Consider the following 13,944-nt stretch of genomic DNA (forward strand, 5'->3'; position numbering starts at 1 on the left):
TCGACTTGGTCGACAACCGACAATTTAAAAGTCAGCGTGTAATCGCGTTGACTACGTTTTGCGCCCGTATCCATTGCCCCCTCCTGATAAGAAGCCAGAAGGTGTAAACCTTATTCAGGACGAGACATGATAGACAAAGAAGCCCGCCGCCCTGTTGGACGGCGGGCTTCTTTGTATCCGCTTGTCGACAAGTGCGAAACATTGGCATAGCTCTTGTATTGAATCTTGAGTACTAGGGAGGGAGGAGAACTTCAACAGTTCTGTCATAAACCTTGGATAACTTAGCCGCTCATTAACGGGGGGAGAGCGCCGAAATGAACGCCGAAGTGAACACAGTCAGAGCACGAACTTTGCGCCCCATGGCCGTCAACGGCAAATCGCTCCAGGTAGTCGCGCACTGGTTAAAATCCAATGGAACGCGTCAGATCAGGGAAGCTGATCCGCGCCGGATGATGATCGAGCGTTACCCCGCTGACCTGTTCAGCGAAGCAGAACTGGATGCGTTGTGGGCTGTGATGCAAGGATAAGAAAAACAACAGCGATGGGTAAAAGCGCTGCCGGGATGGCGGCGCTTTTTTATGGGCGTTGCAAAATCCAGTGTGAACACTGACAGGACGCCTTCGGGAGCAAGCCCCCTCTCACAGGGATTTGCGCTGATTTAGAAGCTGTAGGTGCCCGTCATCACCACGCTACGCGGCGCCCCCGGCTGGATTTGATATTGACTGGTGGCCGATGCGTAATACTCGCGATCAGTGATGTTGTTCAGCGCCGCGCGCAAATCCCAGTCCTTGAAGCGATAGCCGACCAGCGCATCCCAACGGCCATAGCCTGGCAGCACGGTGGTGTTGGCGTTATCGGCATAGCGCTGGCCAACCAGGGTCAGACCGGTTTCTCCGTACCAGCCCATCTCCGGTTTCCAGGTCAGGAAAAGACTACCGTTGTGCTTGGCGACGTTGTTGATGCGCTTGCCTTTGAGGCCGTTGTTGTCCTTCTCGATCTTCGCATCCTGCACACCAACGCCACCGCGCACATACCAGTTGCCGACGATCTTGCCGGTGGCGGTGAGCTCAATCCCGCGAGATCGTTGCAGGCCGGTCATGATGGTCAGGGTTGGATCGTTCGGATCGGTGGTGCGGCGGTTGTAGAGCTCCAGGTCATAGATCGCCAGGGTGGTGCTCAAACGGTCATCGAGCCAGTCACTCTTCACGCCGATTTCTTTCTGCCTGGTCAGCTCGGGGCTCAGGTCGTTGCTGTTACCGGCCGCGCCCGGCGTGATGCCGATCAGACCGCCGCCCACTGGCGAGAAGGTCTTGGACCACGAGGCGTAGAAGGAATGATCGTGCAGCGGCGTCCAGACCAGACCCACGCGCGGGCTGGTGCTGTGGCTGTCGCGGTCTTCGGACATGTTCTTGAGTTTGTTGGTCGACTCGATATCGAAGGTGTCGTAGCGCAGGCCGGCGAGCACTTGCCACTGATCGTTCAGGCGCAGTTGATCCTGCACGTACACCGCGCGGCTTTCGACGTCGGTGTGGCTACTGCTTGAGCGCTGCATCGCGCCGGTGTGGCGCCGGTCGCGATTGGGGTTGAACAGATCAAGCGCTGGCACGGCTTGCGCGCCCGGCGTCCGGCCGGTGGCCGCGTTATACAGCTTTGGATCGCGGCGCTGACTGCCGGTTTCGATACCCGTGAGCAGGCGATGCTCCAGGCCGAACGTGTCGAACGCGCCTTCCAGTTCCAGGTTGTTGTAGACGTTGCGAGTCGTCAGGTCCTGCTGCCAGTGCTGGCGCGTGACCTTGTGGGTCGCAGGCGTATATCCGGTGAGGTAGGTGTTGTCGAAATCACTGTCGAGCTTGAACACACCCAGGGTCTGGCGCAGTTGCCAGTTGTCGTTGAGTTCGTAAGTGAGTTTTGAACGCAAGGACTGCGTCTTGTCGTCGATGAAGTCGTGTTCGTTGCCGTAAGTCGTGTCGCGGCCCACCTCCGCCGGACGCCCGTTGACCCCCGGAATACCGCGATCCGGCGTGCGGTTGTAGCGGCTGTATTCGTACTGCACCAGCCAGTTCAGGTCGGGTGTCAGTTGCCAGCTCATCGACGGCGCGAACAGTTGACGGTTGCCGCTGACGCCGTCGCGGAAACTGTTTTCATCCATGTTGCCCATGTTCAGGCGCAGGCTGATGTTCTCGCTCGGATCGGCGCTGAGATCGGCGTACAAACTGCGCAGATCCTCGCTGCCGCCCTGGGCTTCGATGGTCGAGCGGCGGCCGGGCACCGGCATTTTGCTCACCCGGTTGACGATCCCGCCTTGGCTGCCTCGGCCGTACAGCACGGCGGCCGGGCCTTTGAGCACTTCAACCCGTTCGACGTTGTGCAGGTCGCGCTTGTACTGGCTGTCGTCACGAATGCCATCCAGATAGAAATCGTTGCTGGCGTCGAAGCCGCGAATGCGCAAACTGTCGAAGCGGGTATCGGCGCTGCTGCTGACGTTGGGCATGCCACTCAAGGCGTCGCCGATGTCGTGGGTGCCGTATTGGGCGACGTTCGAGGTTTTGATCGAGTCGATGGCCTGCGGCACATAGCGCACCGGCGTCGATGTGCGCGTCGCGGTGTTGCTGATGGTGACGCGCGGGTCATCCGCTTGCGCTTCAGCGCTGATGGCGGTGGCGGGCAGTTCAGTCGCCGAGTAGGCAAAACCGCTGGACAGGAAAGCAGAAAGCCCAAGGGTTACGGGCGTAAGACGAAACGGGGCAGGCATTGAAAAGCGCATCCGAAAGGTGGGAAGAATATCGAGCGCGCGAATGGTAATGCTTTGCATTTGCTTCCGTTAATTATTCCGAAGAAGTTCCCTGGTCTGATTGTTTCAATTTATGTCTATCTGGATACACCCGATCATTTGCACCATTCGCCCGATTCACGAAACAGTCTGAAAGCCATTCCGGCGTTTTTCTGCAACAGCTTGAGCACTAGTCTGCCGGCATCGATTTTTCCCACTTTCCTGCCGGAGCGCTCTGATGATCCTTCACTACATTTATGACCCGTTGTGCGGTTGGTGTTACGGCGCCAAACCGCTGGTGCAAGCGGCGCAACACGTGTTGCCGGTAATCGCCCATGCGGGCGGCATGATGAGCGGCACCAACCGCCAGCGCGTGACGCCACAGTTGCGCAATTACGTCATGCCCCACGACCGGCGCATCGCCGAATACACCGGGCAGCCGTTTGGCGAGGCGTATTTCGAAGGTTTGCTGCGCGATCACACCGCCGTTTTCGATTCGACGCCTCCGATTGCCGCCGTCCTGGCCGCAGAGGCCATCGACGCGCGTGGTTTGCAGATGCTCGGGCGGTTGCAGACAGCGCATTACGTGGAGGGGCGGCGAATTGCCGATCAATCCGTTCTCCTGGAACTGGCGGAGCAAATGGGATACGTCGGGGAACCCTTTCAGTCCAGGGTTGAATCGGTTGATACCGAGGCACACATAAAAGCCAGTCGTGGGTTGTTGGCCCAACTGGGAGGGCAGGGATTTCCGACTTTTGCGTTGGAACAGAACGGTCAATTTACCCTCATCGACATCAGTCCCTGGCTGGGCAAGCCGCAGGCTTTTGCCCAATGGTTGGGGGAGGCCATTGGCCGCGAAGGGGTTGGCGAGGCTTCAGCCTTCTGTGGACTGGACGGTTGCGCCTGATACGTGCGCGATTCACTGGCTGCAAGCATTTTCGAGCAACCAGTCAGCGGAAAATTTACGTTTCTTAGACGATTTTTGCCTATTTAAAGACGATTCTTGAAATTGACACATTGTTCCGGGCGCGGCTAGGATTCGCCCCAACGCCTGTGGCCAACCGCCATGACTCAAAAATAACAAGAAGGCCCGACACGACTTTATCGTGGGCGGGTCTTTTTGTTTCGGAGTGAAAAAAGAGCGCATGAGCGCCGTTTCAGCCGTTCGACACAGTGCGTTTCAACCCGTAATAAGGAAAACAAAATGTTGAACAAGCGAATCAGCCTGATCGCTCTGGGGATGTTGAGCGCCACGTCGGCCATGGCTAACGACCAGGCCGAGTCCAAGGGTTTTCAAGAAGACAGCAGCCTCAAAGTGCTGCTGCGCAATGCCTACATCAACCGTGATTACAAAGACGGTAACAAAGACAAAGCCGAGTGGGGCCAAGCGGCCATCGGTACGTTCTCGTCCGGTTTCACCCAAGGCACCGTCGGTGTTGGCGTTGACGCCTTCGGTCTTTACGCACTGCGTCTGGACGGCGGCAAGGGCCGCAGCGGCGCCGGTGGTATCGACTTTTTCAAACAGGGCGACAGCGGCAACGCGGCTGACGATCTGTCCAGGTTTGGTGCAGCGGTCAAATTCCGTGTGTCCAACACCGTACTGACCTACGGTGACCAGATGCCGGCCCTGCCGGTGTTGAACTACGACAACTCGCGTCTGCTGCCGGAAAGCTACACCGGTACCTTGATCACCTCTAAAGAGATCAAAGGCCTGGAGCTGAACGCCGGTCGTTTCACCGCCGAATCGCGCAAGAGCGCTGAAGGCCGTGACAGCGGTGGTCTGAAATCGATCAACGTACTGGGCGGTAGCTACCAGTTCACCGAACAGTTCAAGGCGGCGCTCTACGCATCCGACGTTGAAGACGTGTTGAAGAAACAATACGTGAACGCCAACTACGTGTTCCCGATCGACAAGGATCAGTCCCTGACCCTGGATTTCAACGGTTATCGCACCAAGCTGGACAACTCTTATGTCCGCGAAAACGGTGTAACCGGTGACGACAACAAGATCTGGAGCCTGGCAGCCACTTTCGCCACCGGTCCGCACTCGTTCACCGTGGCGCACCAGCGCTCCACCGGCGACAGCAACCTGGGCTACGCCTACGGCGGTTATCAGAAAGGTCAGGGTCGCGTCGGCGACGGTGGCAACACCATCTACCTGGCCAACTCCTACTGGTCGGACTTCAACGCTGAAGACGAACGCAGCTGGCAGTTGGGCTACGGCCTCGACTTCGGCGCCTTCGGCGTACCGGGTCTGAGCTACAACTTCGCGTACGTGCGTGGCGATAACATCACCACCTCCACCAGCGAAGGCGGCACCGAGCGCGAAATCTTCAACCAGTTCAAGTACGTCGTGCAAAGCGGCCCGGCCAAAGACCTGAGCGTGAAACTGCGCAGCTCGATCCTGCGTGTTTCGCAAAAATCCAGCGAGTACAACGTCAGCGGCAACGAAGTGCGTGTATTCGTCGATTACCCGATCAACATCTTCTGATGATCGAACAGGTGTAATACATCTGAGAAAAACCCCGACTGGTCGGGGTTTTTTTTCGACTGTTTCCCGGTGAAAACCAGAAAAAAACCGTGTTTTTGTCATGTGAAAGTTGTTTTTCAGCCACTTCAAACTTCGTTTCAAGCAGTGCTTTAAATGCCTGAAATTCTTTCTCATGGACGCAAATTCTCCACCTAATAGATTAGGCCGCTCAACGCAGCGGAGAATTTGGTAATGATCGTTTTGAACAGAGAAGTGGGCGAATCGCTACGGCGCGACAAATATGTCAACGTCCAGGGTGGTGACTTCAATCTCTACGGTCATTTTGCCGACTTCGTCAGACTGACCAAAAGTTGGGAAAACATGGAGCCTGACAGCTACTACGGTCAGGCCGAAGCCGGCATGCGTTACCGTCGTTACAGCGACTTTGAGTACAACCCCAAGACGCGCGAACTGAAGCAACTCGAGCATCGCGCCTACGTGCAGTCCAAGGAAAACAACGCTTATGTCGGCGGTTTGGTGCGCCACTTTCAGGATTTCTCTGATGAAGTCATCGAGTCGCCGGTGATGCGCAGCCTGATCGACACCGATTTCGAAGTGTACAAAAGCGTGTTGCCGGAAGAACTGCACGATGAAATCTGGCAGTGCCAGATCCATCAGATCCGCATCGAGATCAAACCCGGCAAACAACTGGAAATTACCCCCGAAGGGATTCACTGCGACGGTTATCCGTTCAGCGGTGTGCACTTCTGGGGGCGCAACAATGTCGAGGGTGCGGAAAGTCGTTTGTACGACATTCACGAGCATCAATTGGCGTCGACCACCTACCAGGAAATTCTCGACACCACTTACTTCCTCGACCGCGACATGCGCCACTACGTGACCCCGGCGCGCAACACGCACACCCATGCCATGGCGTACCGGCAGATTCTGGCGATTTCCTTCTCGCGGCCCGGGACCGCTTTCGACATTGTTCGCTAATCAGATCACCCCAATCGACGGCGTCGAGTGTTCGACGCCCGTGGTGCTGCGACGCGCCACGGCCAAGGATGCGCAACCCATGGAGCGCTTCTTCCGCCAGTTCGACGAAGTGTCGTTCTGCGAATGGCAGGACGCCAAATGTCTGCGCGGCGTGTTGATCCAGAAAACCACCACGGCCTATCTCGCCTTCGACGTGGCCGGCGAAATCGTCGGCGCGGTGTTGGGCGGCATGCTCGGCAGCCGCGGCACGATCAACCATCTGGCCGTCAGCCCGTGCTATCGCAGCCAGGGCGTCGGTCAACGTCTGGTTGAGGCGGCGTCGTCCGACATGAAGCGGGTCGGTGTGTTGCGGATGTTTCTGTTCGTCGACGATGCTAACCTCGCGGGCAAGCGTTTCTGGACTGCCCAGGGTTTTTGCGAGCCTCACGGCGAACGGACATTTGAGAGGGACCTATGAATGAAACGTCCGGCAGTGCGCCGCTGATGGTCAATCATCAGCCGTCGCGCACCTTTGCCGAAGCCAGTCCGGTGGTGGCCGGGTATTTCACGGTGTCGTTTGTATTCGGCTTGATGGCTGTGAATGCCGGGTTGCCCATGTGGCTGCCGGTGGCAATGTGCTTGTTTGTTTATGCCGGGGCTTCGCAGTTTGCGGCGTTGGCGTTGATCTCAAGCGGTGCGTCGCTGACCACCATTGTGCTGACCACGTTCCTGATCAACGCACGGCACATGCTGATGTCGGTGTACATGGCCAAGGCCCTGCGTGCCATGGGCCTCAGTCGCATGGAGCGCTGGTGTTACGCCGGTGGCCTGACCGACGAATCCTTTGCTTTTCACAGCGTGAAACTGGGCACCGGCGCACCGGTGAACGTGCGGTATCTGATTGGCTTCAACCTGTTTTGCCACACCTCGTGGGTGCTCGGAGGCCTGTTGGGAGCGGTGTGCGCGCAGTACGCGGCGCACCTGATCAAATACCAGCTCGATTACGCACTGACCGCAATGATGCTCTACGTGCTGGTGTCACTGTGCAACACCCGCAACAAACTCATCGCCGCCGCGGCGGCCGTGCTGTGCATGGGGGCACTGAGCCTGGTCAGCAGCTCGCCGTTTAATGTGTTTATCGCCACGTTTGTGGGCTGCGGAGTCGGTGTATGCCTGACCAAACGTTCCTGATTCTGGTGGTCGCGCTGATGATGGCCGTGACCTTCCTGCCACGCGCGCTGCCACTGCAAGTCAACACCGAGCACTGGCCGCCGTTTATTGCACGGGCGCTGGAATACTTGCCGGTGGCGATCGTCGCTGCGATCAGCCTGACACCCTTGTTGATCAAGGATCAGCACCTACAGCTCGATCGCCCGGAATTCTATGCCGCGATTCCGACGCTGTTATGTGCGTATTTCAGCAAAAACCTCTTTCTCAGTGTGGCGGTTGGCACGGCTGCGTACATTGCGCTCGGCTCGTTCATGTAGCGGTAGTGCGGCGACATCGCTCAACGCCTGGCTCGACAACTCAGGATTGTTCACCGCCAGGCGCACCTCGAGGAAATCCTCGAACCCGGGGAAAATCGTCAGGCCGTTTTTCTGCGCGGCCTCACGCGAGACCATGCCCACCGCGTCCATCTGCGTGATGAGCGACAGCGTCAGGGTTTCGCTGCACGAGTAGACCATGCGCTGTCCGTTCTCGTGATTGCCCAGACCGGCGTCGAGAAAACGCAAGAAGCTGTGGGAATACGGACAGTCTTCCGCAGGACGCACCTGAAACTTGTCCCCCAGCAACGTCAGCGGATCATTCTCCTGGCCGCAATGTGCCCCGACCACCTGCACCTGCACCTCGGGCAGGACGATGCTCGGCAAACCCGGTCGCTGCGGGCCAATCAGCACGGCGAGGTCAAAGTCCTCATTTTTCAGCTTGCTGAGGTTTTCCATCGACTCGGCGTAGCTGAACTCCATCTGATAATCGGGAAACACCTCAATCAGGCGCCCGATCATTCGCCGGTTGAAGTCCGGCGACAACGTGTTGTTCAACGCGACCTTCAACGTACGCTGCCCCGGCACTTTCAGAGCCTCGACTTTATCTTCCATCTGTCGCGTGGCAATCAGCACTCTGTCCATATACGGCGTCAGCTCAGTGCCTTGCGGCGTCAGCGTCAGCCCTTTGTTGGAACGACGAAACAAGCGGAAACCGAACTGCTCTTCGACCTTGTTCAACTGCGCGGCCAACGCCTGCACAGTCAGGCACGAATGCTCGGCTGCGGCCGACAAAGAGCCGGTCTGCACGATGCGCATGAGGTTGCGTAAGGTTCTGCTATCCATGGGTAATGCCCTCTAAAGTGGGCTGGGTATTGTTGTTTACGAGACTGCCGGTCCGGCGTCTTATGCCGGCTATATTCCAGCACCTGAGCATAGTTGTCGCGGGTTTAGTAGCGAATTGATGTCTCCACCGATGGCTGGAGGCTGACACAGGATCGGGGTTTTTGGTGACGTTGGGGTGATGAAGGTCAAAAAAAGCTGACTCGGAATAACAATTCTTGGCTCTTTCGAGGATTTGATAAAAGAGACGAATTGATTCATTTGCGGATTAATAGATAAAAAATATCCATACCTGTACTAGGCTGGATCGTATGTGACCCATCAATGGAGGCGACCGTGCCTACCTCATCCCCAGTCCTCACCCCGCGCGAACAACTCGACGTCCCCAAAGCCGGGCGTGTTGCGTTGAAGTTCTTCTTCAACCTCATGGAGCGCTGGGGTTGCAACGCCGAGCAGCAGCGCACACTGCTGGGGGGCGTCGGCAACACCACGTTCTACAAGTACAAACACCTGCCGCCGAACATACGCCTGCCGCATGACACGCTGGAGCGCATCTCGTATCTGATGGGCATTCACAAGGCGTTGAGCATCATCTTCAGCAACAGCCGCGAACGCGCCTACACCTGGGTCAGCAGCCCCAATGCTGCCGCGCCATTCAATGGCCGGACGGCGCTGGATTACATGCTGGCGGGGAGGGTGGTCGACATCGCTGACGTTCGCCGTTACCTCGACGGGGTGCGCGGTTGAAGCCCCCGCCGCTGGTGGAGCCGCAATGGCCGAAAGCCTTTCGGATCGTCAACAGCAGCTTCCCGCCGATTGCGTTGTTCGAGGACGTGCTCGACCCCGAAGACCTGGAAATCGCCTATGCGCTGGAAGCGCTGACCAATGATCGGCTGATCGAACAGGCCGGCGTCCTCGCCCGCGTACGCCCCGAAGACCGACTCTCCGGCCCCGGTTCGACCCCGGTAATGGCCGCGTTCACCCACATCGGCAAAAGCAGTCGCTTCACCGATGGCACCTTCGGCGTCTACTACGCTGCGAGCAGTCAGGCTGCGGCCATTGCCGAGACTTGTTATCACCAGGAGCGATTTCTTGCGGCGACCCAAGAAGCGGACCTTGAGTTGACCATGCGGACTTACGTTAATCGGGTGGTTAAACCGTTACACGATATTCGCCACGGCTTTCCCGACTTACATCAACCTGATCCAGACGCCTATGGCCCGTCCCAGGCATTTGCCCGGCAACTGCGCGAGTCCGAATCCTGGGGCCTGCTCTACAACAGCGTCCGCCTGCCGGGCCACGAATGTGTAGCCGCGTTTAGGCCGCCGGCAGTGTCGATTCCGAAACAGGGCAAGCATCTGCGGTATGTGTGGAGTGCGAGTCAGCGCAGGATTTCGTTTGTGTTTGAAATCAGTCAGGTTTGAAACGCAAAAAAGCCCTCGAAATAGTGAGGGCTTAATATCGATGGTTTTCGTCAATGGCTTGCTGTTGGCGCATCCAGCACTTTCACCACGTCGTCGATCAGCGCCTTGCTCAACTCCTGCAAATACTGCGAGGCATAAGCGTGAAGATCAGGATCGCGCGAGACTGTGGAGTCGGCGGTCAGTAGTTTGGAGATGTGAAGCAAGTGTGAGGCGTGTGAGAGGGCGGCGATCACTGGAACACCATGATTGGTGCGGAACAGCGCTTGATTGGCCTGGAAGGAAAAGTGCGTAAGGCCTGGGGTTTTCAAATCGAGGTAGTCGGTCATTTCGTTTCACCTGCCGTACGGAAGGCGTGGAGTGAGGTGACCGGTGTGGCAGCGCGGCGGATTACGGATGGATCAATGACATTCATTTGTGAAACTCCCTGTATCAAATGAGAGCCGCCATTTTCGTTCTCAGGCGAAAGGGTGGCAGCTATGCGCAGGCTGAGAAACCGGAGATACAGGAACCCGGCAGACCCGAAGGTCTCCCACGCACAGCCGCCATAACACGTGAATGCGGACACTAAAAAAAGCGCCGGCAATTGTGGGTGGGGCGCTGGTGCGCCTGTATCTTACCCGGGTTCTCAGGCCCGGTCGCTGAATTGGCAGCGACGGGTTTGACGGTAGCTTGGGGAGTGGCAGGCGCGCAATCGTGGCCAGTAGTGGCTTTGCTTGGCTTGTCGTTACAACACATTTCTCAGGATTTAGCGGCGTGCGTTTTGTCGGTTACGACTTGCCCTTAGCCCTTCCTAAACACCAGAACGAGGAGATCAGCGATGGTCGATGAACTGGACCAATTCCAGCAGGATTTACTGGAGTCTGTACGTCAGATGAAGGCCGGTGAGGCCGCGCGCGTAACGCAGATGCTGCTCTCTGCGGCGGAGGAACAAAGCGTCGAGGCATCAAGCACTCTTGGACTGGGAAACCGGGTTGCCATTGACTCCGCCGGTTCAGTGAGCTGAGAAACGCTGCTCATGCAATTACACGTTTTATGGGCACGCCATAATTATTGCCAGTTCATAATTTGGCATAAAAGCGGAAATTCGCGCGTTTTGGGCAAAAGCTGTGCTTTGTGGGAGAAGGGCGTATGGCGATTAGATCGACGTGCGCGGAGGAGAGGCGCTATTTCTACTGAAGCTGAAACGCTGCTAAAAATATAAACACCCCAGAAACAACAAAGCCCCTGCATTTCTGCAGGGGCGTCGTTTTGTATGGTGCGGCACCAGACGAACGGTAGCGGTCAGTGGAGGTTATAAATGGGTCTGCCCCTTAATTTCCACACTAAGGTCTAGTTGCGACAATTAGTCCTTCAATCGACCTGTTTCTATTAAGCGACGCGTGTATCTGAGTGCCAGATACGCCATGACCAGGGTTACTCCAAGCCCTATCAAGAAGCACGATTGTTTCGCGTAAGGCAAGCCAGACAACACTTGATCGAGGTTTTGACTGACCGTTCCAACACTTCCAAATGCACATGCAATCGCGATGCAAAAAGCTAGGCCACGTGGCATGGTCAATTGCCTGTCGCGGAAAGCAATTGGCGTGAAAACGAAGTACAGGAAAACGAGACCGAACGAGGTCGCTAGCCTAACGAGCAATTTCCAATAGCTGGTGCTTTGTCTCGCCCGTCGATATACACGCCCAGCGCTGGGCTGAATACAAAGATCTCCCGACGAAGAATGAGACGAAACCTGCCAGCAAAGGGTGTGTCTTCGCCAAGAGCTGCGATCTCGCGGACGGTGTGATCAATCACAAAAAGCCTGCCGGATTTATCCCGGTCGAGACCCTGGCCAACTACGGAGAGTTCTCCCTCCTCGGCGGGCGTGAGACCGATGCCGCGGGAAACATCCCGCTGAAAAAAATCAGTGGTAGTGCTTTACCCGCCGCCCTAGGAACTCTCCTATTGGGTGGCGCTGGCGCCGCGGCTGCCTCTTGCGGCGGGCTGTGTACGGCTGGAGTTGCTGGGGGCGCGGGCGTTGCAACCGGCTCTGCTGCAACGGGGGCTGCTGGTGGTACCGGCGTTCTCACCGCCGGCGTGGCCGCTGGTACATTGGCGGGGATAGTCGCTCTATTGTGGCCGTCGAACCTTGGTGACAGTTCTCTCTACAACGAAGAACAGCTTCAGTCGCTGGCGAAGGCCCGCACACGCGTCCGCCTCCATGTTGAGGAGCAGGCCGACGGAACACTGAAGGGGTACGGGTACAACACCCAGAAGCGCAGTGACTGGGAAATGATTCCTGTCGTGCAATTTGTCCAGCAAGGATCTCAGCAAGTAGCCGACTTCGGCGACGGCGTAACCCTCATCTGGACGCCGGCGATTGACCCCTCGAGCACCTCCGGCATCCCGCCATTAGAGAGCGCACCTCAAGCGCCACAGATCTGGATCTACCCGCCGACCGAACAGGCCGACAGCATCATCGTCAGCCCGATCTACCCAGACCAATACAAAGACTTCATCCTCGTGTTCCCGGCCGATTCCGGTGTGCAGCCGCTGTACATTGTGATGAATGTTCGTAAAACCCCGGGCACAGTCACAGGACAGGGCGAAGATGTGTTTGGGATATGGCTCATTGGGGCTAGCTCGGGAATGGGCGTTCCAATTCCAAAAGACGTGGCAGATTCTCTGCGGGGACGAGAATTCAAGAGCTTCGACTCGTTCAGGGCCGCCCTCTGGAAAGCCGTTTCAGAGTCAGGCGCGGCGGATCAGTTCATCAAACAAAACGTCGGGCGTATGCGTAAAGGTAAGGCTCCACGCGTGCGCAAGGCCGATAGAGTCGGCGGCAGAATGTCATACGAACTTCACCACCTCGAGAAGGTATCCGAGGGAGGCGGCGTCTACGACGTAGATAATCTGCGAGTGAACACTCCGCGAAACCACATCGATATTCACCGGAACGAATAGGTCAGCCATGACAGACACACTACTGAAAAACAGCTTTTCGGAGTACACAGAGGCCGAGTTCATCGCCCTGCTGGAAGAACTCGCTATAGAAGATGAAGAGGCCGAAAACGATGATCGTGCTGACTTGCTGCTATTGCACTTCGAGAAAATCAGCGAACACCCAGCAGGCTCGGACCTGATCTATTATCCGGAGCCTGGTGCTGATAACTCCCCGAAGGGCGTCACGCAAATCGTGAAGGACTGGCGAGCGGCGCAGGGTTTGCCAGGGTTCAAGAGCGAGTAACAACTCGTCACGTCGTAGAGGTCACACAGTCAGTTCAAGGCCGGTATCCACGTTTTGGTTAGATCCGGCGTGGATACCTTGGCGGTGACCATATGCGGTGACCACCAATGGTGACCGCTCTCCCTTGGTCACCGACGCACCAAATCCTCTTTGCCGAAACGCCCCACGGAAGGCTGACGCCTAGTTCTGGCCGGCGTGCTTCGCGCAGTTCGTCGCGCATCTGGTCAGGGCGCGAAGTCATCGCCCGGCAAGTTTTCACGCACACGGGGAGCTGGAAACGCCTGTGAGAGCGAACTGTTTGGCGTTGGTGCGTAGTCAGGTACGCACGATTGGTGCGCGCCCTCCGATGCGTATCAGCACCAGGTTCGCACTTCTGGTTCGCACCCTCTTACGCGATCCAGGTACGAACCAGAGCGGAAGCCTGTAATCCAAAAGTTATGATTTCAATACGCGGTTTTCAACTGTAGTTTTCATGGTTTTGTAGTGGTTTCCACTGAAAATCGACTTATAAAAAGGGTAAAGTCTACAATCAGGACTTGCCACAAGGTAATCAAAAACCGCAGTGGTGCTAGCGTTGAACACAACATCTATCCGCTGATGCTTCGGTATCGAACCAGTACCCACGGCGTTTTTCAAGGTTGTTGTCGCGTCGCCGTCTAACTATGCCGCTCTTTTCTCGGTCTGCTGCTGCCGATCCGGGTTCAACATCACAGTGCCCATCGGCTCCCAGTTTCTTGTCTGGCCAGACC

The 13,944-nt window shown here is 56.9% G+C and carries 14 protein-coding genes and 1 pseudogene; 12 read left to right on the forward strand and 3 right to left on the reverse strand.

Going from position 1 to position 13,944, the window contains the following annotated elements:
- Nucleotides 1–314: 314 nt before the first annotated feature.
- Complete coding sequence (locus tag AACY02_RS25240; RefSeq protein ID WP_339434260.1) at nt 315–527, forward strand: hypothetical protein; 213 nt, start codon at nt 315–317, stop codon at nt 525–527.
- 131 nt (nt 528–658) lie between these two features.
- On the opposite strand, the gene AACY02_RS25245 is transcribed toward AACY02_RS25240, so the two are convergent.
- Nucleotides 659–2,752, reverse strand: a complete 2,094-nt coding sequence (locus AACY02_RS25245) for a TonB-dependent receptor (RefSeq protein ID WP_339434261.1) — start codon at nt 2,750–2,752, stop codon at nt 659–661.
- Nucleotides 2,753–3,008: 256 nt separating this feature from the next.
- Between AACY02_RS25245 and AACY02_RS25250 the strand changes: the two genes are divergently transcribed.
- From AACY02_RS25250 to AACY02_RS25275, 6 genes are all read left to right on the forward strand, one after another.
- Nucleotides 3,009–3,677: a DsbA family protein gene (locus AACY02_RS25250; protein ID WP_339434262.1), complete on the forward strand. Its 669-nt coding sequence runs from the start codon at nt 3,009–3,011 to the stop codon at nt 3,675–3,677.
- A 297-nt stretch (nt 3,678–3,974) separates the two neighbouring features.
- Complete coding sequence (locus tag AACY02_RS25255) at nt 3,975–5,261, forward strand: OprD family porin (protein ID WP_339434263.1); 1,287 nt, start codon at nt 3,975–3,977, stop codon at nt 5,259–5,261.
- Between the two features lie 231 nt (nt 5,262–5,492).
- A complete protein-coding gene (locus tag AACY02_RS25260) occupies nt 5,493–6,239 on the forward strand; it encodes a 2OG-Fe dioxygenase family protein (RefSeq protein WP_166218415.1) in 747 nt (248 codons plus the stop codon).
- A 79-nt stretch (nt 6,240–6,318) separates the two neighbouring features.
- Nucleotides 6,319–6,696, forward strand: a complete 378-nt coding sequence (locus tag AACY02_RS25265) for a GNAT family N-acetyltransferase (RefSeq protein ID WP_175555635.1) — start codon at nt 6,319–6,321, stop codon at nt 6,694–6,696.
- Nucleotides 6,693–7,409 (forward strand): AzlC family ABC transporter permease, encoded by a 717-nt coding sequence (locus AACY02_RS25270; protein ID WP_339434264.1) that lies wholly within the window; start codon nt 6,693–6,695, stop codon nt 7,407–7,409. The genes AACY02_RS25265 and AACY02_RS25270 overlap by 4 nt, the downstream gene beginning before the upstream one ends.
- Nucleotides 7,388–7,705 (forward strand): AzlD domain-containing protein, encoded by a 318-nt coding sequence (locus tag AACY02_RS25275; protein ID WP_339434265.1) that lies wholly within the window; start codon nt 7,388–7,390, stop codon nt 7,703–7,705. The genes AACY02_RS25270 and AACY02_RS25275 overlap by 22 nt, the downstream gene beginning before the upstream one ends.
- Here AACY02_RS25275 and AACY02_RS25280 read toward each other — a convergent pair.
- Entirely contained in the window at nt 7,622–8,548 is a 927-nt protein-coding gene (locus AACY02_RS25280; RefSeq protein ID WP_339434266.1) for a LysR family transcriptional regulator, read from the reverse strand. The genes AACY02_RS25275 and AACY02_RS25280 overlap by 84 nt on opposite strands.
- Before the next feature lie 333 nt (nt 8,549–8,881).
- Between AACY02_RS25280 and AACY02_RS25285 the strand changes: the two genes are divergently transcribed.
- Nucleotides 8,882–9,292, forward strand: coding sequence for an MbcA/ParS/Xre antitoxin family protein (locus tag AACY02_RS25285; RefSeq protein WP_339434267.1), 411 nt, complete (start codon nt 8,882–8,884; stop codon nt 9,290–9,292).
- The gene (locus AACY02_RS25290; RefSeq protein ID WP_339434268.1) at nt 9,289–9,969 is read left to right on the forward strand and encodes an RES family NAD+ phosphorylase; all 681 of its coding nucleotides are present in this window, start codon (nt 9,289–9,291) and stop codon (nt 9,967–9,969) included. The genes AACY02_RS25285 and AACY02_RS25290 overlap by 4 nt, the downstream gene beginning before the upstream one ends.
- Nucleotides 9,970–10,019: 50 nt before the next feature.
- Here the strand turns inward: AACY02_RS25290 and AACY02_RS25295 are convergent, their stop codons facing one another.
- Nucleotides 10,020–10,295, reverse strand: coding sequence for a DUF3077 domain-containing protein (locus AACY02_RS25295; protein WP_339434269.1), 276 nt, complete (start codon nt 10,293–10,295; stop codon nt 10,020–10,022).
- A gap of 491 nt (nt 10,296–10,786) precedes the next feature.
- Between AACY02_RS25295 and AACY02_RS25300 the strand changes: the two are divergent.
- From AACY02_RS25300 to AACY02_RS25310, 3 genes and pseudogenes are all read left to right on the forward strand, one after another.
- Nucleotides 10,787–10,897 (forward strand): annotated as a pseudogene (locus AACY02_RS25300) (helix-turn-helix domain-containing protein); the annotation flags it as partial.
- Nucleotides 10,898–11,643: 746 nt separating this feature from the next.
- Nucleotides 11,644–12,912, forward strand: a complete 1,269-nt coding sequence (locus AACY02_RS25305) for an S-type pyocin domain-containing protein (protein WP_339434271.1) — start codon at nt 11,644–11,646, stop codon at nt 12,910–12,912.
- Nucleotides 12,913–12,919: 7 nt separating this feature from the next.
- Complete coding sequence (locus AACY02_RS25310) at nt 12,920–13,195, forward strand: bacteriocin immunity protein (RefSeq protein ID WP_339434270.1); 276 nt, start codon at nt 12,920–12,922, stop codon at nt 13,193–13,195.
- Nucleotides 13,196–13,944: the final 749 nt, after the last annotated feature.

Source organism: Pseudomonas sp. EA_65y_Pfl2_P78, assembly GCF_963970495.1.
Lineage (GTDB): Bacteria > Pseudomonadota > Gammaproteobacteria > Pseudomonadales > Pseudomonadaceae > Aquipseudomonas > Aquipseudomonas baetica_A.

Excerpts from the sequence above, each read along its gene's own strand:
- AACY02_RS25270 (WP_339434264.1), top strand. The coding sequence starts at position 6,693 with ATGAATGAAACGTCCGGCAGTGCGCCGCTGATGGTCAATCATCAGCCG.
- AACY02_RS25310 (WP_339434270.1), top strand. The coding sequence starts at position 12,920 with ATGACAGACACACTACTGAAAAACAGCTTTTCGGAGTACACAGAGGCC.
- AACY02_RS25275 (WP_339434265.1), top strand. The coding sequence starts at position 7,388 with ATGCCTGACCAAACGTTCCTGATTCTGGTGGTCGCGCTGATGATGGCC.
- AACY02_RS25255 (WP_339434263.1), top strand. The coding sequence starts at position 3,975 with ATGTTGAACAAGCGAATCAGCCTGATCGCTCTGGGGATGTTGAGCGCC.
- AACY02_RS25250 (WP_339434262.1), top strand. The coding sequence starts at position 3,009 with ATGATCCTTCACTACATTTATGACCCGTTGTGCGGTTGGTGTTACGGC.
- AACY02_RS25265 (WP_175555635.1), top strand. The coding sequence starts at position 6,319 with ATGGAGCGCTTCTTCCGCCAGTTCGACGAAGTGTCGTTCTGCGAATGG.
- AACY02_RS25280 (WP_339434266.1), bottom strand. The coding sequence starts at position 8,548 with ATGGATAGCAGAACCTTACGCAACCTCATGCGCATCGTGCAGACCGGC.
- AACY02_RS25240 (WP_339434260.1), top strand. The coding sequence starts at position 315 with ATGAACGCCGAAGTGAACACAGTCAGAGCACGAACTTTGCGCCCCATG.
- AACY02_RS25295 (WP_339434269.1), bottom strand. The coding sequence starts at position 10,295 with ATGACCGACTACCTCGATTTGAAAACCCCAGGCCTTACGCACTTTTCC.
- AACY02_RS25260 (WP_166218415.1), top strand. The coding sequence starts at position 5,493 with ATGATCGTTTTGAACAGAGAAGTGGGCGAATCGCTACGGCGCGACAAA.
- AACY02_RS25245 (WP_339434261.1), bottom strand. The coding sequence starts at position 2,752 with ATGCCTGCCCCGTTTCGTCTTACGCCCGTAACCCTTGGGCTTTCTGCT.